The following is a 24,646-nucleotide window of genomic DNA, read 5'->3' on the forward strand; positions in this document are numbered from 1 at the left end:
TATGCGTAATTGAATTACGATAAAAATAACCCAGACGGGCCATGAGCGCTGCTCCAGAGCGATCGGTTACCGTCGACTCCCGTTCAGGAGGCTCCATGAACCCCGATTCAACCGCCCCGGCGTTGGCTTATCAGTCAGGCTTCGGCAACGAATTCAGCAGCGAAGCGCTCCCCGGTGCATTGCCCGTCGGCCAGAACTCCCCGCAAAAAGCCCCTTACGGCCTTTACACCGAGTTGTTCTCCGGCACCGCTTTCACCATGGCCCGCAGCGAAGCGCGGCGGACCTGGATGTACCGCATTCAGCCATCGGCCAATCACCCGGCATTCGTCAAACTCGACCGACAGTTGGCCGGTGGCCCCTTGGGTGAAGTGACGCCCAATCGCCTGCGCTGGAACCCACTTGAGATTCCCGCTGAGCCGACCGACTTCATCGACGGCCTGGTGAGCATGGCGGCCAACTCCTCCGCCGAAAAACCGGCCGGCATCAGCATCTACAACTACCTCGCCAATCGCTCCATGGAGCGGGTGTTCTTCAATGCCGACGGTGAAATGCTGCTGGTGCCACAGCAGGGGCGTTTGCGCATTGCCACTGAACTGGGCGTGCTGGAAGTGGCGCCGCTGGAAATTGTCGTACTGCCCCGGGGCCTGAAATTTCGTGTCGAGCTGCTTGATCCGCAAGCGCGTGGCTACATCGCGGAAAACCACGGTGCGCCATTGCGCCTGCCGGATCTCGGGCCGATCGGCAGCAACGGCCTGGCCAATCCACGGGACTTTCTGACCCCCGTCGCGGCGTACGAACACCTTGCGCAGCCGACCACCCTGGTCCAAAAGTTCCTCGGACAATTGTGGGCCTGCGAACTCAATCATTCGCCGCTCAACGTTGTCGCCTGGCATGGCAACAACGTGCCGTACAAGTACGACCTGCGCCGTTTCAACACCATTGGTACCGTCAGCTTCGATCACCCGGACCCGTCGATCTTCACCGTGCTGACTTCGCCGACCAGTGTCCATGGGTTGGCCAACCTCGATTTTGTGATCTTTCCGCCGCGCTGGATGGTGGCTGAAAACACCTTCCGTCCACCTTGGTTCCACCGCAACTTGATGAACGAGTTCATGGGCCTGATCCAAGGCGAATACGACGCCAAGGCCGAAGGCTTCGTACCCGGTGGCGCGTCGTTGCACAGCTGCATGAGCGCCCACGGCCCCGATGGCGAAACCTGCACCAAAGCGATCAACGCTGAGCTCAAACCGGCGAAAATCGATAACACCATGGCCTTCATGTTCGAGACCAGCCAGGTCTTGCGCCCGAGCCGGTTCGCCCTTGATTGCCCGCAACTGCAAACCACCTACGACGCTTGCTGGGCTACGCTGCCCGCCACTTTCGACCCGACCCGGAGATAACCCATGACGCAGACTTCCATCACTCGCAGCTGGGTTGCTTCCGCCAACGGCCACGCGGATTTCCCGCTGCAGAACCTGCCGCTGGGCGTGTTCAGCGTGAAGGGTTCGGCACCACGCAGCGGCGTGGCCATCGGCGAGCATATTTTCGACCTGGAGGCCGCACTGGATGCCGGCCTGTTCGACGGCGCCGCGAAAGCTGCCGTCGAAGCCACCCGTGGCGGTCAATTGAATGCGTTCTTTGAGCTGGGCAGCGGCGCTCGTGTGGCGCTGCGCGAACGCTTGCTGGAACTGTTGAGCGAAGGCAGCACGCTGCACGGCAAGATCGAAGCCCAAGGCGCAAAACTGCTGCCGCTGGCGACGGATTGCCAGATGCACCTGCCAGCGAAGATCAACGACTACACCGACTTCTATGTCGGTATCGAGCATGCGCAGAACGTCGGCAAACTGTTCCGTCCCGACAACCCGCTGCTGCCGAACTACAAATATGTGCCGATTGGTTATCACGGCCGCGCTTCGACTGTTCGTCCATCCGGCACCGACGTACGCCGCCCGAAAGGCCAGACCCTGCCGGCCGGCCAGACCGAGCCGACCTTCGGTCCGTGCGCACGTCTGGACTACGAACTGGAACTGGGCATCTGGATCGGTCAGGGCAACGAAATGGGCGACTCGATCGCCATCGGTGACGCCGCCGATCACATCGCCGGATTCTGCCTGCTCAACGACTGGTCGGCGCGGGATATCCAGGCTTGGGAATACCAGCCATTGGGGCCATTCCTGTCGAAGAGTTTCATCACCAGCATCTCGCCATGGGTCGTGACCGCTGAAGCGCTGGAGCCTTTCCGTCGCGCCCAGCCTGCGCGCCCGGAAGGTGATCCGCAGCCACTGCCGTACCTGTTCGACAAACGTGATCAGGCTGCAGGCGGTTTCGATATCGAGCTGGAAGTCTTGCTCTTGACCGAAGCCATGCGCGAGCAAAACCTGCCGGCTCATCGCCTGACCTTGAGCAATTCGAAATACATGTACTGGACCGTGGCGCAAATGGTCGCGCATCACAGCGTCAACGGCTGCCAATTGCAGGCCGGTGACCTGTTCGGTTCGGGAACTTTGTCGGGGCCGGAAAACGGTCAGTTCGGCAGCCTGCTGGAAATCACCGAGGGCGGTAAAAAACCGATCGAGCTGGCGTCGGGCGAGGTGCGCAAGTTCCTTGAAGACGGTGACGAAATCATCCTGCGTGGCCGATGCACTCGCGAGGGCTTCGCGTCCATCGGCTTCGGCGAGTGCCGCGGCAAAGTACTGCCGGCGCGCTGAGAGGAACGGAGCATGGAACTCTATACCTACTACCGCTCGACATCGTCCTATCGGGTGCGCATCGCGTTGGCGCTCAAGGGGCTGGACTATCAGACGCTGCCGATCAACCTGATCGCGCAGCCCGGTGGCGAACACCGCCAGGCGCCGTACCTGGCCCTCAATCCCCAAGGCCGGGTGCCGGCCTTGAGCACTGAAGAAGGCGCGTTGCTGATCCAGTCACCGGCGATCATCGAGTACCTGGAGGAACGTTATCCACAGGTGCCGCTGCTGTCCAAAGACCTTGTCGCTCGTGCACATGAGCGCGGTGTGGCAGCGTTGATCGGTTGCGACGTGCATCCATTGCACAACGTCAGCGTGCTCAATCGGCTGCGGCAATTGGGCCATGATGAACCGCAGGTGATGGAGTGGATCGGACACTGGATCGGCCAGGGGCTGGCGGCCGTGGAGCAGTTGATCGGCGAGCAAGGCTACTGCTTCGGCCCGCAGCCCGGATTGGCAGATGTTTACCTGATCCCACAGTTGTATGCCGCTGAGCGTTTCAACATTTCCCTTGAGGCGTACCCGCGAATTCGTCGGGTGGCGGCATTGGCAGCCACGCATCCGGCGTTCATCAAGGCGCATCCGGCAAACCAACCGGACACGCCGTAACACCTCTGTAGGAGCGAGCCTGCTCGCGATACGGTCTTGGATGGACCGCCGTTATCGCGAGCAGGCTCGCTCCCACAAAGGTTTGTTTTCAGTGGACGATGGAGTTGGGCGGCAAATGCCCAAGCCGTTCCGTCAGGCGAATGCGCTGGATCGGGTCGTCACTGAGCAACAGCGCATGCTCCAGATCGAAGCGCTCGGCGTTGGGGCAGTCCAGGCGTTGGTAGAGACTGGCGCGGGCCAGGTAGTCGGCGGCGTTGGCGTTACCCAGTTCAAGCACGCGCTCGGCGTCGATCAGGGCACCAATGTAATCGTCGTGGGAAAGGTGCAACTGGCGCAGGTTGCGCGACAGCCGTTGCAGCATCTGCACCGGTTCGGCTGTCACCAGGTGTTCGGCACTGAGCTTGATGTTCGGGCCGTACTGGCGCTGCAGCAGTTCGCGGCAGTCGTTGGGGTAGAGTCGGCGACCGCCGCAGGGATCGAGCAAGTGATCGGCACCGGGCACACGCAAGAGAAAATGGCCGGGGAAGTTTACCCCGACCAAGGGAATTTCCAGGCCTCTGGCCAATTCCAGGGCAATCAGCCCCAGTGCCAGCGGTTGCCCGCGTCGGCGTTCCAACACTTTATGGATCAACGCTGCTTGCGGCCGCAAGGGTGTGGCATCGTCCTGCGCGAACCCCAGATCATTCATGCGCCGCAACAACGGCTGCGCCAACTCGCTCACCGGCAGCATCGGCAAGCCGCCGCTGGCTCGTTGTTGCAGTTCTCGCACCTTTTCCAGCGTTGCCTCGGGGGACACTTCGCTGTCATGTTCGACGCAAATCCACAGCGCCGCCTCGAACAGGGCGGGCGGTGAACGTTGCAGGCAAGCGAAAAACGATTGTCGCGGCGTCATTGAAATCTCCGGGCAATGCCTCGTTTTAGCCCCGTCTCCGCTATTCGTCCAGTGCCTTGCAGGGGCAACAACAGGTTATTTCCGAAAGACTCTACAGCTGCGTCGCTTATTCCGGTGCGCTTCTGCAATTTTTGGGCGCAAGCCTATACTGGCGACTACAAGAAGTGATTCGGGAGCCTTACGATGTTTGCTCTCATGCAAAGCACTCGCCTTGAATCGCTGCACCTGAGCGTTGACCCGGTCACCGGGTTGAAGGCGGTCATTGCCATCCATAACAGCCGACTGGGACCTGCCCTGGGCGGCTGTCGTTACCTTGCCTACCCTAGCGACGAGTCTGCTGTCGAGGATGCCATACGCCTTGCCCAAGGCATGAGTTACAAAGCGGCACTGGCCGGCCTGGCCCAGGGGGGCGGGGTGGCGGTGATTGTCCGGCCTGCCCATGTCGCGAACCGCGGGGCGCTGTTCGAAGCTTTCGGACGCTGTATCGATCAACTCGACGGACGCTACATCACGGCCATCGACAGCGGTACTTCCGTGGCGGACATGGATTGCATCGCGCAACAGACCCAGCACGTCACCAGCACTACCTCGGCGGGCGATCCTGCGCCGCATGCGGCAATGGGCGTATTCACTGGCATTCGCGCTACCGCCATGGCCCGCTTGGGCAGCGACAATCTAGAAGGTTTGCGCGTGGCCATCCAGGGCCTGGGCAATGTCGGATTCGCGCTCGCGGAACAGCTGCATTCCGCGGGTGCCGAGTTGTTGGTCAGCGACATCGATCACGGCAAAGTGCAACTGGCCATGGAGCAACTTGGCGCGCATCCGATTGCCAACGATGCATTGCTCAGCACGCCATGCGACATTCTGGCCCCGTGTGGTCTGGGCGGGGTGCTGAACAGTCATAGCGTCACGCAATTGCGCTGTTCGGCGGTGGCGGGGTCGGCGAATAATCAGCTGACGCACCTGGACGTCGCCGATCAACTTGAGCGACGCGGCATCCTGTACGCACCGGATTACGTGATCAATGCCGGTGGCTTGATCTACGTTTCGCTCAAGCACCGTGGTGAAGAGCTGTCGACCATCACCGCGCATTTGTCGAAAATCAGCACGCGACTTACTGAAGTCTTTGCCCATGCCCAGGCGGAGAAACGTTCACCGGCGCGGGTGGCCGATGAGTTGGCCGAGAAAGTGCTGTACCGATAACAAGAACCGTTGAGTCTGGAAAATGAAAAAGGCCCTGAGTCATTCGACTCAGGGCCTATTCAATTCGCATGTCACTTCGCAGCTTTCGGTGCCTTGGCCGGTTTGGCCGCTGGTGCCGGCTCTTCGGCTTCAACCGCTTCGACCGTTGGCGCGATTTCAGCCGGTGCGCTCAGCAATTCGGACAGGGCGTCCGGCTGGCTCTTGAATGCCTTGGCGAAGACATCGCGATTTTTCGCCATGTAGATCCCGGCTTCTTCCACTTGCTGCTCGGTCAGGGACGGAACGGCTTTTTGCAACACTTCAGCCAGCAACTCGGCCAGTTCGAGCATTTTGTCATGACGGTCAGCTTCGGCTTTATCCATGAACAAGCGCTCCAGATCTCGGCTGCTGCGGTATACCACTTCGACGGCCATTCACCACCTCACATGCCTTCACATTGGTTGTCGATTTCGACTACTGTATCTATATACAGCGAAAAGGATAAGCGAATCCCTTTGCTTTGGGTAGTGGCTTTTTAATGTAGTCCGGATTCAGGGTTTGTCAGGTGCAGGGCACCCAAGGTGCGACCAAACGCCACGGCGCGCAATTGCGGGCCGCTCGCCATCATGCAGTGGCCTTTTTTCTGCATGCGCAAAACCGTCACGTCCAACCCGCATTATCCGGTCGAGCCGACCTAAGGAAGCATCATCGTGAAAATCAACTGGGCCGAAAAGCTGCGGCAGAATGTGCATCAACTGGCTGAGTCCCTGGGCAACCTGTTCGTCGAAACCTTTCATTACCTCGCACTGTTCGCCATCGGTGCGGTGACCGCGTGGGCGGCGGTGATGGAGTTTCTCGGGATGCTCGAGAAGGGGCACATCAAGATTGATGACATCCTGCTGCTGTTCATCTACCTGGAACTGGGGGCGATGGTCGGGATTTACTTCAAGACCAACCACATGCCGGTGCGTTTCCTGATCTACGTGGCGATCACTGCGCTGACGCGGCTGTTGATATCCAACGTGTCGCACCACAATCCACCGGACCTGGGGATCATCTACCTGTGTGGCGGTATTCTGCTGCTGGCGTTTGCGATTCTGGTGGTGCGTTACGCTTCGTCGCAGTTTCCGTCGGTGAAGATAGAAAACCCGCACCGCAAGATCGGTGCGGGTTCCAGTGAACACCCGGAGGTGGAGAAGGGCGAGCTTTAAAGGCCCATGGTGGGGCGCGGGCGCCCTTTGGCTGGGGGTGGCGGCAGGCTGCGCGTGCCGCCATCGGTCATGGATTCGAGGACGGCCACGGCGCTGTGGCCTTGTTCGATGGCGATGCCGAACTGGATGCTTTGCACCAGTCGTTTAAGGCGTGCAGGGTCATTGCGTTGCTCGGCACTGATCATGCGTTTGGCAACGATCCGGCCATTGTTGGAAAGGGTCAGCATGATGCTGCCGTCCAGGCCCTGAATGCTCAGGTTGATCTGGTAATCCGCTGCAAAGGCATCGGTAATGAGCTGAAAGGGGTTGTCCATGATGCGTCACCGCCTGATTGAACGTGCAGTTGTTGACCGGCCGTGATCGGGTTGGTTCGCAACGCCGGACCACCGGCCATTTCACGGCCATATCGCCATCATTGTTCCAACAGGGATGTAGCAAGGGGCATGCCGACTGGATTGTCGGACAATGATCACGGCAAAAAGAAGGCGGGCACTGTGGCCCGCCTTCTTTTTGCCTGCACGATTCAGGGCATTAAACCGTGATGCGCCTCGAAAACGATCAGCACTCTACCCAGTTCACCGCCAGGCCGCCGCGTGAGGTCTCTTTGTATTTGTCGTGCATGTCGGCACCGGTGTCGCGCATGGTGCGGATCACCCGATCCAGGGAAATGAAGTGTTTGCCGTCGCCGCGCAGAGCCATTTGCGTGGCGTTGATCGCCTTGACGGCGGCAATCGCGTTGCGTTCGATGCACGGCACTTGCACCAGCCCGCCCACCGGGTCACAGGTCAGGCCGAGGTTGTGTTCGAGGCCGATTTCCGCGGCGTTTTCCAGTTGCTCCGGCGTGGCGCCCAGCACCTCTGCCAGGCCAGCGGCAGCCATGGCGCAGGCTGAGCCGACTTCACCCTGGCAACCCACTTCGGCGCCGGAGATCGAGGCGTTTTTCTTGCACAGAATGCCCACCGCTGCCGCGCCCAGGAAGAACGCCACGACATCGTCGTCCGAAGCATCCGGGTTGAACTTCATGTAGTAGTGCAACACCGCCGGGATGATGCCCGCCGCGCCGTTGGTCGGTGCGGTGACCATGCGCCCGCCGGCGGCGTTTTCTTCGTTCACGGCGAGGGCGAACAGGTTCACCCATTCCATCGCCGAGAGGGTCGAGGTGATGACGTTCGGTTTGCCGATTTCCAGCAGGCTACGGTGCAATTTCGCCGCGCGACGAGGAACATTCAGACCGCCCGGCAGGATGCCCTCATGGTTCAAGCCCTGCTCGACGCACTCGCGCATCACCGACCAGATATGCAGCAAGCCCTGGCGGATTTCGGCGTCACTGCGCCAAGCCCGTTCGTTGGCCATCATCAATTCGGAAACCCGCAAGTTGTGCTGGTTGCACAGCTGAAGCAATTCGACGGCGCTGGAAAAATCGTACGGCAGCAGCACTTCGCTGGCCGGTGAGATCCCGGATTCGGCTTCAGCCGCTTCGATGATGAAACCGCCACCAACCGAGTAATACGTCTGTTCAAACAGCTCGCCGGTTTCGCCGAAGGCTGTCAGGGACATGGCGTTGGGGTGGTAGGGCAGGCTTTCGTCAAGCAGCAGCAGATCGTGTGCCCAGTCGAAGGCGATGGTCACCCGGCCTGCCAGGGACAATTCGCCGGTTTCGCGCAGGGTCTGGATCCGACTGTCGATGGACGTGGGATTGATGCTGTCCGGCCACTCGCCCATCAAGCCCATGACACAGGCGCGGTCGGTGGCGTGGCCGACGCCGGTTGCCGACAGGGAGCCGTAAAGACGGATTTCAACTCGGCGCACATCGGCGAGCAAATGTTGATCGACCAGCGCTTGGGAGAAGGTCGCAGCTGCACGCATCGGACCCACGGTATGTGAGCTGGATGGGCCGATGCCGACTTTGAAGAGATCGAAAACACTGATAGCCATGCTAAAGCCTATTCCTGCAATGGAAGATGAATCGCTGCCATTTTTGTAGGACAAGCGCACTTTCAGCGATACTGCCTGCCTCGGTCCTACGTGACCAACGAAACTTCCTAAGACAGCCTTTAGCAGGACTAAACAATGAGCCGTCAATTGCACGCCCAGACCTACGTGTGGCTACAGGTGTTTTCCTGCGCCGCCCGGCACTTGTCGTTCACCCGTTGTGCGGAAGAACTGCACATCACGCCGGGGGCGGTCAGCCAGCAGATCCGCCAGCTTGAAGAGCGCCTGGGTTTTCGCTTGTTTCATCGACGTGCAAGGGGCGTGGAGTTGAGTGCTGAAGGCCAGCGACTGGCCATCACCGTCAATGAGGCTTACGGCAGCATCGATGCGGAATTGCGTCGACTGGACGCCGGCATGATCAGCGGCACCTTGCGCGTGCGTTCGATTCCATCGTTCCTCAGCAAGTGGCTGACGCCACGCTTGCCGCGATTGCAGCAGCGGTTTCCGGACATCCAGTTGCGCCTGGTGGCCGAGGACAGCAGCGTGCCGTTGCATGAGGGCGATTTCGATTTGGCCATCGACCTCAACGACGGCAGTTATCCGGGACTGTTATCCACAGCCTTGCTCGACGAACAGATTTTTCCGGTCTGTGCACCGGGCCTTCTGCGCGGTCGCCCGCCGCTGCATGGGCCGGCGGACTTGATGCACTTTCCACTGCTGCATGACATCACAGCCTGGCGTGGCAGTTATGAATACGCCGAATGGGAGTTCTATCTCAACGCCATCGGTTTCGAAGGAGCCGATGTGCGTCGTGGTCACACGTTCAATCGCAATCACCTGACTATCGAAGCGGCCATCGCCGGGATGGGCGTTGCCATTGCCCGGCGAACGCTGCTCAACGATGAGTTGGAGCGCGGCGCATTGATCGTGCCGTTTGGGCTGACGGTGCCTAATCACAAACGCTACATGGTGCTCTATGCGCCGGGGGCGCTAAGTCATCCGGGCGTGCGTGCGGTGCATGACTGGCTGGTGGAAGAAGCGGGGATTTTTCGCGGTTTGCATCCGCTGGGCGAGCGGCAAATGTGAGCAATTATTACCTAGGGGCGGACCGAACCAACTCCCGACCTTAACAGCGCTTTTGCCAGTTGTCCGGCTTTTTTTGCGATTAGAAATTTATCTTTTTTTAGGGGTTGAATTGTTCAGCGTACAGACCGATTGTGTAAGTAAGAGGTCACGGTGATGACGCCCAAGGGCTTAGCTGACCGGCCTCTCGCGAGCTAGCTGAAATAAGGGATGAACTATGCAAATCCAAGTCAATAGCGATAACCATATTCAAGGCAGTAAACGACTGGAGGAGTGGGTACGTACTACCATTGAGAGCACGCTCGAACGATATGAGGAGGACCTGACACGCGTCGAGGTTCACCTGCGGGACGAGAACGGCGACAAGCCGGGTCCCCACGATTTGCGCTGCCAACTGGAGGCGCGGCCAAAAGGCCACCAACCGATTTCCGTCACCCATAAAGCCGCCAGCCTGGAACTGGCGATCGATGGAGCCGCTGAAAAACTCGAACATGCGCTGGAACATCTGTTCGGCAAATTGCGAGGCAAACCACGAGCCGCTGTGGTGCCGTTCGAGCGCAGGGCTCACGCCGATGTGCTACTGGAAGAAGAGTTTCTTGAAAACGAACAGGCTGCGCAAAACGGTTGAAGCCTGATTCACTGTTTTTACTTACCCACCGAAACGGGCCTGCATTGCAGGCCCGTTTTGTTTTCAGGATTCACTGAGCAAGTGATCACGGCTTCACTTCTTTTGCGTATAAGAATCTTTATCATTAGTATTGCGCCTTGCTGGCCACGTGATATTCACGCCGCCTCACCAGGTTCCAAGGTCGCAACATGAAAGCCACAAGCAAGACGCTCCCCGTTTCCTATCGACTGGCGGTCACATCACGCGTGCTGGCTGCCGTGCTTGGCGGCTATGTCGTCTCGGCGCTGGCGAGTGTCTGCCTGACGCTGTGGGTGCCAATGGCCCGCGCCGAAGCGGTGGTGACCGGAATGCTCAGTTCCTTCCTGGTCTATCTGCTTGCGGTGATCTGGTGCTTTGCTTGTCGAACAGCGTGGCGAGCCTGGGCCGGGTTGATCCTGACAGGCCTGCTGTTGGCGGCGTTGGCAGGGCTGGCTTACTGGATGGGGCAATCATGAAAGAGGGATTTCGCCAGGCAATGGCCTGGTTGCACACCTGGGTCGGTTTGCTCTTCGGTTGGCTGCTGTTTGCGATTTTCCTGACCGGCACACTGGCCTATTTCAAAGATGAGACCACTCACTGGATGCAGCCGGAAATCCCCGCGCGGTCGGTGTCCACCGAATCGAGCCTGACCCTTGCCCAGGATTACCTTCAGCAACAGGCTCCCGGCGCATCACGCTGGATCATTGAATTGCCCAGCGCCCGCGAACCGGCACTCTCGGTACGCTGGCAACAGGCACCGGCAAAGCCCGGTGAGCGCGGCCAACTCACGGCAAAACTGCTCGATCCGCAAACCGGCCGTGAGGTGCAGGCCCGGGACACCCAGGGCGGCGAGTTCTTCTACCGTTTCCATTTCCAGCTGCAAATGCCCTATCCGTGGGGGCGTTGGCTGTCGACCATTGCAGCGATGGTGATGTTCGTCGGGTTGATCAGCGGGATCATCACCCACAAGAAAATCTTCAAGGACTTTTTCACCTTCCGCCCGCGCAAAGGCCAGCGCTCCTGGCTCGACGGGCATAACGCAGTCGGTGTGCTGGTGTTGCCGTTTCACCTGATGATCACCTACAGCAGCCTGGTGATTTTCATGAGCATGGTGATGCCGGCGAGCATTTTGGCGGCGTACAAAGGCGATGTGCAGGCGTTTTTCAGCGACGTGTTTCCAGCGGCCAATATCGCGAAAGCCGCTGGTCAGCCAACGCCATTGCTGCCCCTGGCACCGCTGCTGGAAAAGGCCCGCGGGCAATGGGCGGGTGGCCAGGTCAGGCGCTTGACGGTGAATAATCCGGGTGATGCGAACGCCACTGTGGTGTTGGCTCGCAGCGGTGCAGACCGCGTGGTTCACGATTTCGGCAGCGCCGTGACGTTCAACGGCGTGACCGGGCAACTGCTCGCCGCGACCCCGGCGCAAGCCATGCCAATGGCCGTCGCCGGCACTTTCTACGGTTTGCACATGGGCCATTTCGCCGGACCGCTGTTGCGCTGGTTGTACTTTATCTGTGGGCTGGCAAGCACGGCGATGATCGGCACCGGGCTGGTGATCTGGCTTGGCAAGCGGCAGCTCAAACATGCCAGGAGCAGCGTGATGCCCTTCGAACTGCGGCTGGTGGAGGTGCTGAATATTGCCGGTATGTCGGGGTTGGTCGTCGCGGTAGCCGGGTTTTTCTGGGCCAACCGTTTGTTGCCGATCGGGTTGGCCGAGCGCGGCAATTGGGAGGTCAACAGTTTCTTCATTCTATGGGCGCTGAGCCTGCTGCATGCCATCGCTCGCCGAGGGCGCACGGCGTGGGTCGAGCAGTTGTCGTTGGCCGCGTTGCTGTTTGGCGCCGTGCCATTGCTCAATGCACTGACCACGCCGTATCACTTGGGCAGCTCCTTGATTGAAGGTGATTGGGCCATGGCCGGTTTCGATTTGGCATGCCTGGTCAGCGGGCTGTTCCTCGCCTGGGCTGCCTGGAAAATGCAGCGCGCCGCAAACACCGATGGCGTCCGGCAACGCGCCCAAGCAATCACCCTTGAGCAAGAGGCGAACTGAATGTTGCTGGCCCTTTTGCTCTGCTATAGCGGTTTTACCGCGTTGTGTTTGTCGATGGACCGCCATCATGCCGACCTGCTGGGACGCAAACCGTCAACGCGCTCGCGTCAGTGGTTGAAAGTCGCCGGCTGGGTGTTGCTGGCGATTTCGTTGTGGCCGGCGGTATCAGCGATGAACTGGGCGCTCGGGTTAGTGGATTGGTTTGCGGTGTTGATGCTCAGTGCCTTGCTGCTGGTGTTGCTCATACCGTATCGCCCGCGCCTTGCCTTGGCGTTGGCCGTTGTCAGCTTGCTGGCCAGCCCGATTGTCGCGTTCGCGCAGTATTGAATGGATGATCTGCCAGCCTCTGGATATCAGCGCCAAAACGCCTGCCGATATTCCCCGGGCGTCCCACCCAGGCTCTGGCGAAAACGATTGGTAAAGTGACTGGCGCTGGCAAATCCGCACGCCAGGGCTATCTCGCCCAAAGGCTGCGAAGTCCAGCGCAACAGTTCCCGCGCTCGGTTCAGGCGTCGTGCCAACACGTACTGATGTGGCGGCAAGCCGAAACTCTCACGAAACATCCGCGCAAAGTGGTATTCCGACAGCGCGCACAACGCTGCCAGTTGCCCCAGGCTGATGGCTTGATCCAGATGGCTGTCGATGTACTCCACCAACAAACGCCGTTGGTGTGCTGCCAAACCACCCTTGAGACGCAGACCCGGTCGCACGCTCACCTGGCTGAGCAGGGCGTGGCTGAGAATCTCGTGGGCCAGGCTGCTGGTGAGCAGGCGCTCGCCCGGCTCTTCCCAGTTGAGGCTGATCAACTGACGAAAACGCACCGCCTGCTGCGGGTCATCGAGAAACGTCCGTTCGCGCAGTTGCAACTCCCGTGGTTCACGGTCCAGCAGAGTGACGCAGCCAAGGGCAAATTGTTCCGGGCTGAAATACAGGTGAGCCAGGCGAATGTCGCCATTGATCACCCAGCCTGACTGGTGGTCGGCGGGCAGGATACACAGTTTGTCGGGGCCACCCTTGTTGCCGGGTTGGTCACGGCGAAAGGTGCCGGTGCCGCCAGCGATATAGCACGACAGCGTGTGATGGCTTGGCGCTTCGTAATCCTGGGCGTCGTGGTGGTTGCTCCACAAGGCTGCGGACAAGCCGTCACCGAGCTCGGCGCTGTGCTCAAGGCGAGCATTCGGCGAGCGGTTGAGGGCTTGAAAGACTTGTAGGGTATCCAGTGAGGCCATGTTCGTTGCTCGCTAAAGCCTGCTTCCAACGCCTTGCATCCTACTCTGTAGCGCTGCGACTGCCAGCCAGTTGCCTGACAAAAGCGCAAGTTTATGCAAGTGCGCAAAGGCACGGCGCAGGACACTGAGCGCCTATCGAGGAGCCTTTGCCATGAACCTGTCGTTATACCTGTTGACTGTGCTGATCTGGGGCACCACCTGGATTGCCCTGAAATGGCAACTGGGCGTGGTGGCGATTCCCGTATCGATCGTCTATCGCTTCGGCCTGGCCGCACTGGTGCTGTTCGCGATGTTGTTGCTCAGCCGAAAGCTGCAAGTGATGAACCGGCGCGGGCATCTGATTTGTCTGGCGCAGGGTTTGTGTCTGTTTTGCATCAATTTCATGTGTTTCCTGACGGCCAGCCAGTGGATTCCCAGCGGTCTGGTGGCCGTGGTGTTTTCCACCGCGACCCTGTGGAACGCCCTCAATGCGCGGGTGTTCTTCGGCCAGAAAATCGCCCGCAATGTGTTGATGGGCGGTGCGTTGGGCTTGCTCGGGCTGGGCCTGTTGTTCTGGCCAGAGCTCGCTGGGCACACCGCCAGCCCGCAAACCTTGCTCGGGCTGGGTCTGGCGCTGCTCGGCACCTTGTGTTTCTCGGCGGGCAACATGTTGTCGAGCCTGCAACAGAAAGCCGGGCTCAGACCGTTGACGACCAATGCCTGGGGCATGGCGTACGGCGCGGCGATGTTGTCGGTGTGGTGCCTGGTCAAGGGCATCCCGTTCGAGATGGAATGGAATGCGCGCTACATTGGCTCGCTGCTGTATCTGGTGATTCCAGGTTCGGTGATCGGTTTCACTGCTTACCTCACGCTGGTCGGTCGCATGGGGCCGGAGCGTGCGGCTTATTGCACCGTGCTGTTCCCGGTGGTGGCGCTGAACGTCTCGGCGATTGCCGAAGGCTATCAGTGGACCGCGCCGGCGCTGGCAGGGTTGGTGATGGTCATGTTGGGTAACGTCTTGGTGTTCCGCAAACCCAAGCCGAGTGTAAGTCCGATGGCGAGGAAGCTGGCATGAACAGCCAGGGAGTCAGTTATCCTTCACCGCCAGCAGATAGATCAGCCCAAAAAACATGTATTCGATATTGCTTCTTGCCCAATAGAAGGCATTACGATTGACGGAAGACTCCATGTCGAACCACTCGTTGAGAATGATTACATATAAAACCTGGTAAACGAAAATGGCGCTGCTGAATCCAATGATGGCGAATTTTTTTGCTTCATGGAATTCACTTCGTGGTGCTGCAAGTTTGCGGTATATCTGATAGGCGCCTACCAGGAAACTGATGGTAAAGATGACTTCCAACGTTATGATTGCCCAGTAAAAACGATGATGAAAAAGCGGATGAGTGACGGCCCGGTAAAGTCGAGAATCATTACCGGTGGTATCGCTCATGCTGATGATTCGCCCGATATATTCGGTGTAGGCTGTATAGTCGGTGAAGTTGTTGATGGAAGTAGTGAATCCGAACAAAAAAGCTATCAGGACGACGAGTAGTTTGCTCCTTCTGATAACTAAGGTGGTGGTGAAGTTGTTCATTAGAGTGCACTCCGATTGCACGATTATTGCCATTGTTGTGTCGGAGTCTATCTATCTTTCTCGGGAATAAGTTTGGTACTGAATTGCAAGTTGTGTCGTTGTGCATATTTGTAGGAGTTGACGCAGGCTGCGATTTTTATTTAACGATCAAATTTGAAAAATCGCAGCCTTGGGCAACTTCTGCAGGAATACTCGGTTTAATTCTTGCCTTTCCAGACGTGCGGGTTCACCAGGTCTTGCGGTCGTTCGCCGAGCAGCGCGCTGCGCAGGTTGGCCAGGGCGCGGTTGGCCATCGCTTCGCGGGTTTCATGTGTGGCCGAGCCAATGTGCGGCAAGGTCACCGCGTTTTTCAGCTGGTAAAGCGGCGACTCAGCCAGCGGTTCTTTTTCGTAGACATCCAGCCCTGCGCCTCGAATGCGGTTGTTTTGCAGCGCTTCGATCAGTGCCGGCTCGTCGACCACCGGGCCACGCGCAATGTTCACCAGAATGGCGCTTGGCTTCATCAGCGCCAGTTCGCGGTGGCTGATCAAGTGCCTGGTTTTCTCACTGAGCGGCACCACCAGGCACACGAAGTCGGCTTCGGCCAGTAGATCATCGAGGCTGCGGAATTGCGCGCCCAGTTCCTGTTCCAGCGCCGTCTTGCGGCTGTTGCCGCTGTAGAGGATCGGCATGTTGAAGCCCAGGCGGCCACGGCGGGCGATGGCGGCACCGATGTTGCCCATGCCGACGATACCCAGGGTCTTGCCGTGCACATCACAACCGAACAGCTGCGCGCCGACCGTGGCCTGCCATTGTCCGGCCTTGGTCCACGCATCCAGTTCGGCGACGCGACGGGCACTGCTCATCAGCAAGGCGAAAGCCAGGTCGGCAGTGCTTTCGGTGAGCACGTCCGGGGTGTTGGTCAGCATGATGCCGCGTTCGCTCAGGTACGCCACATCATAGTTGTCATACCCCACCGAGACGCTGGACACCACTTCCAGTTTCGCGGCGTTCTCCAGTTGCGCGCGTCCGAGCTTGCGACCGACGCCGATCAAGCCATGGGCATGGGGCAGGGCTTCGTTGAACTGGGTGTTGATGTCGCCGTTTTTCGGGTTGGGCACAATGACGTCGAAATCTTGCTGCAGGCGTTCGACCATCTCAGGCGTGACGCGGCTGAAGGCGAGGACGGTTTTTTTCATGGATGCAGGCTCGTCGGGCGGAGGAGGATGCTGAGCACGCTAACATTCTTCGCGGGATTTGTGCGAGTCGCTTAACAGCAGCTTGCAGCGCTTCATCCAGTTATACTGGCGCCTTTCGTGGCTCGCTGACCGGGCCCGACATTTGCGCATCACCCGGAGCTTTCATGACTTCCCCGAAACAACCGCCGGCCGACGACGTCTTGAACGACAGCGTCGACGCCAGCGCCGACAGCGAAACCAAAGCCGAAATCCCGGCGTTCAAGTTCCCGTTCAAACCGGGTGAACTGGCGTCCGCCAAGGGCTCCAACCAGCCGTGGTACAAGAACGGTGCCAAAAACGGCCACACCAAGACCCCAGGCATGGCGCCTCCGGGTACTCGGCGGTCGATGGGCAAGCGCTGAACACCGGATGATCGCGGTGGCAGGACTATCCCCATCGCCAGCAGGCTGGCTCCCACAGTGGTATGAGATGTTCGTGAATTTTATGTTCAGCGCTGACCCTGTGGGAGCCAGCTTGCTGGCGATGACGCCGGTGCAAACACAGCAAATCCCGAATCAAGCCGCCCGCAACGAAATAAACGCATAGTTCGCAGGCTGCTCAGTCGCCAATTGCGCACCGGCCGCCATTACCTGCCCGGCAATCTCCTCGCCGGATACATGAAACTGCCACTCGCTGCTCCACTCCGGCAGCGTCTGCCCGGTCAATTCGTCGATGATCGTGGCGAACTCGTGCATGTCCGGCAGAAAAGCGGTGAATCCATCGCCTTTAAGCGCGGCCGTGCGAAACCCAAGCAGCGCACAAATGGCGTCCTTGACCTGGATGTCATCGCGGTCCGCTTGACGGGAACGCTGGATCAGCTCTGACAACTCGCGGTCGACCAACTCGCCACCGACGATCAGCTCAGGCCCTTTTTCCCACGACTCGGGCGGGCAATCCTTCCCGGCCGTATTCAGTGGAATGTGCGGATTGATCTCCATCGGATAAATGCGGCACACCAGCGGCCGCCGCTCATAGATGCGGCAGAGGTTGTCTTCGTCAAGATTCCGGCAGGCACCGACGTTGTAAGCCGCAAAGGTGATGGCGACGTAGGCCTCTGCGTCGGCGCTGCGAACCCGTGCCGATCGGCGTTCGGCGTGTTCTCGTTGCTGCTCCGGCAAGCCCAGCCCGTTACTTAAAAAGGCTTCCGCCAGAATGATCACTTGCCCCCCGTCCGCCGCCCACATGCGGGCTTCGGGCAGGGTCAGGGGTACATGGTGGTCATTGCAGCATTTGCCACAGCCTACGCAGGAAAACGTCGTATTCATTTAACGGTCAGTCGCATCCGGGGGCATCAATCGGCGACAGGATGCCGCCGTGCAGATCCCTGACGAAGCAAGTTATGCGCCACTCACTGCGCCTTGGTGGCCGGGCGGATGGAGTCCCATTCGGTGACGTAAGCGGTTTTGCTTTTTTTGTTGTACAGGCACAGCTCGGTGCCTTGCGCGCCTTTCATGTGTTTTTGCGGATACTGACCTTGCAACAAAAGCGCGGTGTAGCCAACGCGGTCATCGAACTGCGCGGCATTGCCGACGGGTTTGGCATCCTTGAGGCCACTGGCCTTGGTGCAACTGGCGAGCACGGTTTTATCGTAGGCGGCCCAGGCATCAGGGCTGGAGGCGTGGGCCTGGGTAGCGAGGGCCGTGAGGCAGAGGAAGGTCAGGGTGGCAGCTTTCATGGGTCAGCAATCCTTGGGCAGACAGGGCCAGCATGTGAGTATGTCAGAGTGGAACCGGTTCCCGACGCACCTCACGCATTCCGACACTTTCATATAACCGCCGCGCCCGATGGTTGTCTTCCAGTACCTTCAAATCCACAAAACCTTCCCGTCTCTGATCAAATACCTTGAACGCATGCAACAGCAGCGCGCGTCCCAGGCCCCGGCGTTGCGCCCGTGGATGCACCACCAGATTCTTGATGTAGGCACTGGTCCAGCATTGGCACACGGCAACTACGCCTTCGGCGTCCAGGGCCACAAAGCACAGCGCGGGATCGTATTCAGGATCGGTTTCAAAATTTTGTTGCCAGCGCTCCAGCGCCGGCACCCGGCCACCGCCGTCGCGGTAACCCAGTTCCATCAAGCGATGTACCGCTTGTGCAAGTTCGGGACGATAGTCAATCAATTGGACGCCAGTTGGCCAGTCAATGGCCGGCGCGACCTCTGCGAGGTTGCGCCGCATCAACCAGCAATAGTCCCCGGCCAAGGCTCAATGACCTTGTTCGGCCACAGCCTTGGCCGCGTCGATCAGGCACTTGGTCAGTTCCGGCGAGGAGAATTTGGTCAACACCGCGTTCGCCCCGGCCTGACGGGCCTTTTCGCTGTTCATCGCGCTGTCCAGCGAGGTGTGCAACAGCACGTAGAGGTGCGCGAAGTCCGGGGTTTCGCGCAGGGTGCGGGTGAAGGCGTAGCCGTCCATCTCGGACATTTCGATGTCGGAGACAATCAGGTTGATCTGTTGCGCGGTGCCTTGCAGGTCGAGCAGGCAATCGATGGCTTCCTTGGCGCTGCGTGCGGTGTGGCATTGCAGGCCGAGGTTGCGCAGGGTATGCACCGATTGCTGCAAGGCGACCTGGCTGTCATCGACCACCAGAATCCTCGCGTTACCCAATATTTCGGCGTCTTCCATGCTCAGTTCGGTCGGTGCCATCTCGATCTGCACCGGGGCGATGCCGTGGATGACTTTTTCGATGTCCAGCACCTGCACCAGCGTGCCGTCGACCGAGGTGACGCCGGTGATGTACGCGCTTCTGCCACCGGAACCAAAGGGCGGCGGGCGGATGTCGGTGGTCAGGCAGTGAACGATCTTGCTCACCGCCTGAACATGCAGGCCCTGCTTGGAGCGGCTGACATCGGTGACGATCAGGCAGCCACCGTCCGGATCTTCCAGTGGGCGCTCGCCGATGGCGCGGCTGAGATCGATCACTGACAACGAGGTACCGCGCAAGGTGGCAATACCCTTCACGTGCGGGTGCGACTCCGGCAGTTTGGTCAGCGGCGGGCAGGGGATGATTTCGCTGACTTTGAGCAGGTTGATCGCCATCAACTTGCCGCTGCGCAAGGTAAACAGCAGAAGCGAAAGTGAGTCTGCGCGGGCTTTGGTGGAGGACATAAGAACCTTCTGTGGAAAAAGGTGGCGGGCGACCGCGAGGATCGCCAACAGCTATCGATGCCGGGTTATCGACTTGTCGGGGGCAGGCTTTAGGTTAATTACCGGCTGCCAGTCAATTGGTCCCCCCTGTGGCGAGGGAGCTTGCTCGCGCTCGGCTGCGTAGCAGCCGCAACAGCTGCAAACGCATTCCTTCGCCTGATTTGGGACCGCTTCGCGCTCGAGCGGGAGCAAGCTGCCTCGCCACAAGGGCTTACTTCATGCCCAACCTTTTGGCCATGCGCCCAAGATTCGCCCGATCCAAGCCTAGCTCACGGGCGGCACTGGCCCAGTTGTTGTTGTGCCGCTCCAGGCATGCGCCGATCAACTGGCGCTGATAATTCTCTGTCGCCTCGCGCAAATCACCCGTCACCAACGCCATCGCGGCGGCGGCCGGTTGCTCGGTAGTGGCTTCAATGCTGCCGTTGGGCAGGTCCAGGTCAGCAGCGCTCAAACTGAGAATCTTTGGCCGCTCTTTGCAGTTGCCCAGCGCCTTCAATGCGCTACGACCGATCAGGTGTTCCAGTTCCCGCACGTTACCGGGCCAGTCATAGGCGAGCAACGCAGCTTGGGCATCACTATTGAGGCGCAAACTGTTGAGGCCCATGCGCGAGCGGTTCTGCTCGAGGAAGTAACCGCTGAGCAGCAGCACATCGCGGCCACGGTCACGCAGGGCTGGCACCAATAAAGGATAAACACTGAGACGGTGATAGAAGTCGGCGCGGTAGCGGCCGCTGCGCACTTCTTCGGCGAGGTCGCGGTTGGTCGCTGCGATCAGGCGAACGTCGACCTGATGTTCCTTGTCCGAGCCCAATCGCTGCAACTGGCCGCTTTGCAGTACTCGGAGCAATTTGGCCTGTACCGTCAGTGAAAGCTCCCCAACTTCATCGAGAAACAATGTACCGCCATTGGCCAGTTCGAATTTGCCGCGACGATCACTCATCGCTCCGGTGAAGGCGCCGCGTACGTGGCCAAATAATTCACTTTCCACCAGGGTGTCGGGCAACGCGGCACAGTTGAGGCTGATGATCGGTTTGTCGGCCCGTGGCGAGGCCGCATGGATGGCTTGCGCCACCAGTTCCTTGCCGACTCCGGTTTCCCCGGTGATGAGCACAGTCAGGTCGCTGCCGCCCACCAGATTGATTTCTTCCACCAGCCGTTTCAGCGCTTTGCTCTGGCCGATCATTTCGCGGTTCTGCTGGCCGCTGGCCTGGCGATAGACCTCGGCGCGCTGATGTTCGTCTTCGACGCGATTGTTCAGGCGTTCAATGCGTTCGACGGCATTGACCGTGGCGGCGGCGAGGCTGGCGAAAGCCTCTAGGGCGTCCAGTTCGATCGGTTCGAATTGCTCCGGGTCGAGGGCGTCCAGGGTCAGCAAGCCCCACGGGCGCTCATCGATAAGTAGCGGGCAACCCATGCAATCGTGGACTTCCAGATGGTCATCGAGGCCATCGACCAGACCGTCATACGGGTCGGGCATGTCGCTGTCGGCGGCGAACCGTGTCGGGCCGCTGCTGCTCAGTAATGCTTCAAAGCGCGGGTGTTCGCTGACCTTGAAACGTCGGCCGAGGGTGTCGGTACTCAACCCATCGACAGCCAGCGGGACCAGCCATTCACCATCGAGGCGCAGCAAGGCGGCGGCATCGCAGGGCAGCAGGGCGCGCATGGCTTCGAGCAGGCGCCGATAGCGCTCGCTTTCGGGCAGTTCGCGGGACAGGTCCGAGACCAGGGGCAGCAGGGCAGTAAGCAGAGATTTTGCAGTCATAGTGACTCCATGTAGTCGGAGTGACTATAAGTCAGGCTGTGTCGTTCTGACTATCATGTTTTCAAGTTATTGATTTGTATGGATTAAATTGTTGGCACGGAACCTGATAAGCATAGAGCAATAGTCAAGAAACCTTGTTGCTCAGGAGTCACTTTATGCTTAGCGTCCAAGACCGTGCCATCGTCAAATCCACTGTGCCGCTGCTGGAAAGCGGTGGCGAAGCGCTGATCACCCACTTCTACCGCATGATGCTGTCCGAGTACCCGCAAGTCCGCCCGCTGTTCAACCAGGCCCACCAGGCCACGGGTGATCAGCCGCGTGCGCTGGCCAATGGTGTGCTGATGTACGCGCGCCATATCGACCAGCTCGACCAATTGGGCGATCTGGTGGCGAAGATCATCAACAAACACGTGGCCTTGCAGATTCTTCCGGAGCACTACCCGATTGTCGGCACCTGCCTGTTGCGCGCAATCGCCGAAGTGCTCGGCGAAGAAATCGCCACGCCGGAAGTGATTGCGGCGTGGGGCGCGGCTTACGGTCAACTGGCGGACATCCTCATCGGTGCTGAAACCAGCATCTACGACCAAAAAGAGCAGGCACCGGGCGGCTGGCGTGGGGCGCGGGAATTCATCGTCGCGGCCAAGGTCGAGGAAAGCGCGGAAATCACCTCGTTCTACTTCGAACCGGTGGACAAAGGTTTGATTCTGGCAGCAGAGCCGGGTCAGTACATCGGCATGAAACTGATCCTCGATGGCGAAGAGATTCGCCGTAACTACTCGCTGTCGGCCCTGGCGAACAAAGGTCAATATCGCATCAGCGTCAAGCGCGAGGCCGGTGGTCGTGCCTCCAACTTCCTGCATGATCAATTGCACGTGGGTTCGACCATTCAGCTGTTCCCGCCATCGGGCGAGTTCACCCTGACCGCCAGCGACAAGCCGTTGGTGCTCATCAGCGGTGGCGTGGGCATCACCCCGACCCTGGCAATGCTCGAAGCGGCGTTGCAGACCGAGCGGCCGGTGCACTTCATCCACTGCGCGCGCAATGGCAGTGTTCACGCCTTCCGTGACTGGATCGACGGGCTGGCCGAGCGTCATCCGCAACTCAAGCGCTTTTACTGCTATGCCGAAGACGACGGCGTGAGCCCGGCGGCGCACAAGGTTGGCTTGCTGAGTCAGGAACAGTTGGGCGAATGGCTGCCGCAGGAACGCGATGTGGATGCTTACTTCCTCGGGCCGAAAGGTTTCATGGCGGCGATCAAACGCCACCTCAAGGCCCTGGGTGTGCCGGAGAAGCAAAGCCGCTACGAGTTCTTCGGGCCGGCTGCGGCACTGGAGTGAGCGGTTTGGCGCGGTGAAGCAATCTCACCGCGTTGCCTTTACCTCGGTTGATCGTTCCCACGCTCTGCGTGGGAACGCCTCCACGGACGCTCTGCGTCCGCTTTATGGGACGCAGAGCGTCCTTTGCTGCGTTTCCAAGCAGAACATGGGAACGATCAGTTAATCCCTTCTTAACCCGCTTATCGTCTATTCCCCCGGCATCCCCCGGCTCGCGTCCAGCGTGTAGACTGGCGGTTAATCGATATCTTCAAGGGAAACGCGATGAGCGAGGAAACAATGCGGTTGGGGCGTGAACGGCGCTTTCTGGTATTGCTGGGCATCATCTGCCTGGCGCTGATCGGCGGTGCGCTGTACATGCAAATCGTACTGGGCGAGGCGCCATGCCCGCTGTGCATTCTGCAGCGTTATGCGTTGCTGTTGATCGCGATCTTTGCCTTTATCGGCGCAGCCATGCGCAACCGTCGCAGCATCACGGTGTTTGAAACCCTGGTGGTGATTTGCGCCCTGGCAGGCGTCGGCGTAGCGGGGCATCACGTCTATACGCAGTTCTACCCGGCGGTCAGTTGTGGCGTCGATGTGTTGCAGCCGATAGTCGACGACTTGCCCCTGGCGAAGATTTTCCCGCTGGGCTTCCAGGTCGACGGCTTCTGCTCCACGCCGTACCCGCCGATTCTCGGTTTGTCGTTGGCGCAATGGGCTTTGGTTGCCTTTGTGCTGGTGGTGATACTGGTGCCGCTGCTGACCATACGTAACCGCAAAGCGCTGCGCTGAGATTAAAAAAACGCCCCGGTCCTCGCAGAGAGGGCCGGGGCGTTTTTGTGTTTTCAGGGGGTGGCTGAAAAGTCCCTGACAGGGCGCAAGCAGAGGTGCGATACGTGTGCGACATGTTGTCACAGCTTTTGTGTCGCAGTGGCCTTCAAGGCTGCGGATTGGCACGCGGTCCGGCAATGAAATTGGTCTGTTTCGCAGTGTGTCGACTTTGCCCGCCATCCGGCTGGAGCAGGCAGTTTTAACAGGCTCTGGCGATTTGCCAGAGCCCTTGTCATCTGGGGGCTTGGGCCAGATCGAGCGTCGCCGCCAACGCGCTGAAGCTGTCTGAATCGCGGGTGGTAGACCTACAAATTTTGGTGTTTTTGTTGAGAATCAATTTCGATAAGATGCGCCACTTTTACGAATTTGGCGAAGCATTGTTGCGGCTCGGGATATAAATTATTTCGGGATGAGACATGGTTTAAAAAACGCTACATAACTACAATCGCCCGCACTGAATTCCCGGCGCTGCTCACCCTCGCGAGGTGCTTGAGCAGAATCAGGGTGTCGAGAGGCCGGGCGGCTTCATGCGACTCCCAGGTGTCGGTGCCTCCAACTATCCGCACCAAATGGAATTGGTCTGTAACAAGGCCTTTGACCACGAATTCGAATAAGAACTCACCGCTGGCCCAGGATTTGTCGAAACGCGTCTGACGCTCGACGGGCAAGCCCTTATTCAATCCAAGAAAATGCCAACCCTTGGCAGGGTGAAGTGTTGGCGATCAAAACCCAACTGCATTGCGCAAGCTGCTTTAGAGGTCGTGAGATGAGTAAAAACAGGTACCCCAGACTACTAGGCTTATTGCCGCTGCTCGGCACGTTGTTGCTGGGAGGCTGCAACATGACCTTGCTCAATCCCACGGGCCAGGTCGGCCTGGAACAGCGCAACCTGATCATCACCGCCACGCTGCTGATGCTGTTGGTCGTGGTGCCGGTCATCGTGATGACCTTCCTGTTCGCCTGGAAATACCGCGCGTCCAACACCAAGGCGACCTACACGCCTAAATGGAACCACTCCACCAAGATCGAGATCGCGGTGTGGACTGTTCCCGTGTTGATCATCATTGCCCTGGGTTACATCACCTACAAGTCGACCCACGAGCTGGACCCTTATCGTCCGATCGAATCCGACGTGAAGCCTGTGACCATCGAAGTGGTCGCACTGGACTGGAAGTGGCTGTTCATCTACCCGGAACAAGGCATTGCCACGGTCAACA

General features: G+C 59.3%; 25 protein-coding genes and 2 pseudogenes. 15 read left to right on the forward strand and 12 right to left on the reverse strand.

Annotated elements, in window-relative coordinates; translation table 11 throughout:
* Window positions 1-95 precede the first annotated feature (95 nt).
* Genes hmgA through maiA form a run of 3 tightly spaced genes read left to right on the forward strand, consistent with a single transcriptional unit; the run spans window position 96 to window position 3,356 of the window.
* Entirely contained in the window at window positions 96-1,400 is a 1,305-nt protein-coding gene (gene hmgA / locus D8U18_RS11325) for a homogentisate 1,2-dioxygenase (protein ID WP_131107630.1), read from the forward strand.
* 3 nt (window positions 1,401-1,403) lie between these two features.
* Entirely contained in the window at window positions 1,404-2,708 is a 1,305-nt protein-coding gene (gene fahA, locus D8U18_RS11330) for a fumarylacetoacetase (RefSeq protein ID WP_131107631.1), read from the forward strand.
* 12 nt (window positions 2,709-2,720) lie between these two features.
* A complete protein-coding gene (gene maiA / locus D8U18_RS11335) occupies window positions 2,721-3,356 on the forward strand; it encodes a maleylacetoacetate isomerase (protein WP_131107632.1) in 636 nt (211 codons plus the stop codon).
* Window positions 3,357-3,444: 88 nt separating this feature from the next.
* On the opposite strand, the gene D8U18_RS11340 is transcribed toward maiA, so the two are convergent.
* On the reverse strand, window positions 3,445-4,248 hold the full coding sequence (locus tag D8U18_RS11340; protein ID WP_056855078.1) for a transglutaminase family protein: 804 nt from the start codon (window positions 4,246-4,248) through the stop codon (window positions 3,445-3,447).
* Between the two features lie 183 nt (window positions 4,249-4,431).
* Here D8U18_RS11340 and D8U18_RS11345 point away from each other — a divergent pair, with 183 nt between their 5' ends.
* Window positions 4,432-5,451, forward strand: coding sequence for a Glu/Leu/Phe/Val dehydrogenase dimerization domain-containing protein (locus D8U18_RS11345; RefSeq protein WP_131107633.1), 1,020 nt, complete (start codon window positions 4,432-4,434; stop codon window positions 5,449-5,451).
* A gap of 173 nt (window positions 5,452-5,624) precedes the next feature.
* On the opposite strand, the pseudogene D8U18_RS11350 reads toward D8U18_RS11345, so the two are convergent.
* Window positions 5,625-5,864: pseudogene (locus D8U18_RS11350) on the reverse strand (YebG family protein); the annotation flags it as partial.
* Window positions 5,865-6,140: 276 nt separating this feature from the next.
* On the opposite strand from D8U18_RS11350, the gene D8U18_RS11355 reads away from it, so the two are divergent.
* Window positions 6,141-6,641 (forward strand): phosphate-starvation-inducible PsiE family protein, encoded by a 501-nt coding sequence (locus tag D8U18_RS11355; RefSeq protein ID WP_056855081.1) that lies wholly within the window; start codon window positions 6,141-6,143, stop codon window positions 6,639-6,641.
* Here the strand turns inward: D8U18_RS11355 and D8U18_RS11360 are convergent.
* Together D8U18_RS11360 and D8U18_RS11365 are read right to left on the reverse strand one after the other, a co-directional pair.
* The gene (locus D8U18_RS11360) at window positions 6,638-6,955 is read right to left on the reverse strand and encodes a DUF3509 domain-containing protein (RefSeq protein ID WP_056855082.1); all 318 of its coding nucleotides are present in this window, start codon (window positions 6,953-6,955) and stop codon (window positions 6,638-6,640) included. The two genes, D8U18_RS11355 and D8U18_RS11360, sit on opposite strands and share 4 nt — an antisense overlap.
* Before the next feature lie 244 nt (window positions 6,956-7,199).
* Window positions 7,200-8,576: an L-serine ammonia-lyase gene (locus D8U18_RS11365; RefSeq protein ID WP_131107634.1), complete on the reverse strand. Its 1,377-nt coding sequence runs from the start codon at window positions 8,574-8,576 to the stop codon at window positions 7,200-7,202.
* Between the two features lie 135 nt (window positions 8,577-8,711).
* Here D8U18_RS11365 and D8U18_RS11370 point away from each other — a divergent pair, with 135 nt between their 5' ends.
* From D8U18_RS11370 to D8U18_RS11390, 5 genes are all read left to right on the forward strand, one after another.
* Complete coding sequence (locus D8U18_RS11370; RefSeq protein WP_130905188.1) at window positions 8,712-9,659, forward strand: LysR substrate-binding domain-containing protein; 948 nt, start codon at window positions 8,712-8,714, stop codon at window positions 9,657-9,659.
* 214 nt (window positions 9,660-9,873) lie between these two features.
* Window positions 9,874-10,284, forward strand: a complete 411-nt coding sequence (locus D8U18_RS11375) for an HPF/RaiA family ribosome-associated protein (RefSeq protein WP_056855085.1) — start codon at window positions 9,874-9,876, stop codon at window positions 10,282-10,284.
* A gap of 188 nt (window positions 10,285-10,472) precedes the next feature.
* A complete protein-coding gene (locus tag D8U18_RS11380; protein ID WP_056855086.1) occupies window positions 10,473-10,778 on the forward strand; it encodes a DUF3649 domain-containing protein in 306 nt (101 codons plus the stop codon).
* The gene (locus D8U18_RS11385) at window positions 10,775-12,352 is read left to right on the forward strand and encodes a PepSY-associated TM helix domain-containing protein (protein ID WP_131107635.1); all 1,578 of its coding nucleotides are present in this window, start codon (window positions 10,775-10,777) and stop codon (window positions 12,350-12,352) included. Before D8U18_RS11380 ends, D8U18_RS11385 begins: the two co-directional genes overlap by 4 nt.
* Window positions 12,353-12,679, forward strand: a complete 327-nt coding sequence (locus D8U18_RS11390) for a DUF3325 domain-containing protein (RefSeq protein WP_130931226.1) — start codon at window positions 12,353-12,355, stop codon at window positions 12,677-12,679.
* Between the two features lie 26 nt (window positions 12,680-12,705).
* Here D8U18_RS11390 and D8U18_RS11395 read toward each other — a convergent pair whose 3' ends face one another.
* The gene (locus D8U18_RS11395) at window positions 12,706-13,581 is read right to left on the reverse strand and encodes an AraC family transcriptional regulator (RefSeq protein ID WP_131107636.1); all 876 of its coding nucleotides are present in this window, start codon (window positions 13,579-13,581) and stop codon (window positions 12,706-12,708) included.
* A gap of 151 nt (window positions 13,582-13,732) precedes the next feature.
* On the opposite strand from D8U18_RS11395, the gene D8U18_RS11400 reads away from it, so the two are divergent.
* Complete coding sequence (locus D8U18_RS11400) at window positions 13,733-14,635, forward strand: DMT family transporter (protein WP_130905193.1); 903 nt, start codon at window positions 13,733-13,735, stop codon at window positions 14,633-14,635.
* A 12-nt stretch (window positions 14,636-14,647) separates the two neighbouring features.
* Here D8U18_RS11400 and D8U18_RS11405 read toward each other — a convergent pair whose 3' ends face one another.
* Window positions 14,648-15,157: a DUF2165 family protein gene (locus D8U18_RS11405; protein WP_131107637.1), complete on the reverse strand. Its 510-nt coding sequence runs from the start codon at window positions 15,155-15,157 to the stop codon at window positions 14,648-14,650.
* 197 nt (window positions 15,158-15,354) lie between these two features.
* Window positions 15,355-16,335 (reverse strand): D-glycerate dehydrogenase, encoded by a 981-nt coding sequence (locus D8U18_RS11410; RefSeq protein ID WP_131107638.1) that lies wholly within the window; start codon window positions 16,333-16,335, stop codon window positions 15,355-15,357.
* Window positions 16,336-16,499: 164 nt separating this feature from the next.
* Between D8U18_RS11410 and D8U18_RS11415 the strand changes: the two genes are divergently transcribed.
* Window positions 16,500-16,736 carry a hypothetical protein gene (locus D8U18_RS11415; protein ID WP_131107639.1) on the forward strand — a complete coding sequence of 79 codons (237 nt, stop codon included), beginning with the start codon at window positions 16,500-16,502 and terminating at the stop codon, window positions 16,734-16,736.
* A gap of 153 nt (window positions 16,737-16,889) precedes the next feature.
* Here D8U18_RS11415 and D8U18_RS11420 read toward each other — a convergent pair whose 3' ends face one another.
* The 5 genes from D8U18_RS11420 to norR all read right to left on the reverse strand — a co-directional run bounded on the left by D8U18_RS11420 (window position 16,890) and on the right by norR (window position 21,282).
* Entirely contained in the window at window positions 16,890-17,639 is a 750-nt protein-coding gene (locus D8U18_RS11420; RefSeq protein ID WP_130905196.1) for a YkgJ family cysteine cluster protein, read from the reverse strand.
* 83 nt (window positions 17,640-17,722) lie between these two features.
* Window positions 17,723-18,049 (reverse strand): hypothetical protein, encoded by a 327-nt coding sequence (locus tag D8U18_RS11425; protein ID WP_056855095.1) that lies wholly within the window; start codon window positions 18,047-18,049, stop codon window positions 17,723-17,725.
* 43 nt (window positions 18,050-18,092) lie between these two features.
* The gene (locus D8U18_RS11430) at window positions 18,093-18,551 is read right to left on the reverse strand and encodes an N-acetyltransferase (RefSeq protein WP_056855096.1); all 459 of its coding nucleotides are present in this window, start codon (window positions 18,549-18,551) and stop codon (window positions 18,093-18,095) included.
* A gap of 27 nt (window positions 18,552-18,578) precedes the next feature.
* A complete protein-coding gene (locus D8U18_RS11435) occupies window positions 18,579-19,481 on the reverse strand; it encodes a chemotaxis protein (protein ID WP_056855097.1) in 903 nt (300 codons plus the stop codon).
* 250 nt (window positions 19,482-19,731) lie between these two features.
* On the reverse strand, window positions 19,732-21,282 hold the full coding sequence (norR, locus tag D8U18_RS11440; protein ID WP_056855098.1) for a nitric oxide reductase transcriptional regulator NorR: 1,551 nt from the start codon (window positions 21,280-21,282) through the stop codon (window positions 19,732-19,734).
* A gap of 155 nt (window positions 21,283-21,437) precedes the next feature.
* On the opposite strand from norR, the gene hmpA reads away from it, so the two are divergent.
* The 3 genes and pseudogenes from hmpA to D8U18_RS11460 form a co-directional block, all read left to right on the forward strand.
* Window positions 21,438-22,619: an NO-inducible flavohemoprotein gene (gene hmpA, locus D8U18_RS11445; RefSeq protein ID WP_130905198.1), complete on the forward strand. Its 1,182-nt coding sequence runs from the start codon at window positions 21,438-21,440 to the stop codon at window positions 22,617-22,619.
* A 261-nt stretch (window positions 22,620-22,880) separates the two neighbouring features.
* On the forward strand, window positions 22,881-23,390 hold the full coding sequence (locus tag D8U18_RS11450) for a disulfide bond formation protein B (protein WP_130905199.1): 510 nt from the start codon (window positions 22,881-22,883) through the stop codon (window positions 23,388-23,390).
* An 805-nt stretch (window positions 23,391-24,195) separates the two neighbouring features.
* Window positions 24,196-24,646: pseudogene (locus tag D8U18_RS11460) on the forward strand (cytochrome o ubiquinol oxidase subunit II); the annotation flags it as partial.

This window comes from Pseudomonas sp. Sample_10 (assembly GCF_004321495.1).
In the GTDB taxonomy this organism is placed as follows: domain Bacteria; phylum Pseudomonadota; class Gammaproteobacteria; order Pseudomonadales; family Pseudomonadaceae; genus Aquipseudomonas.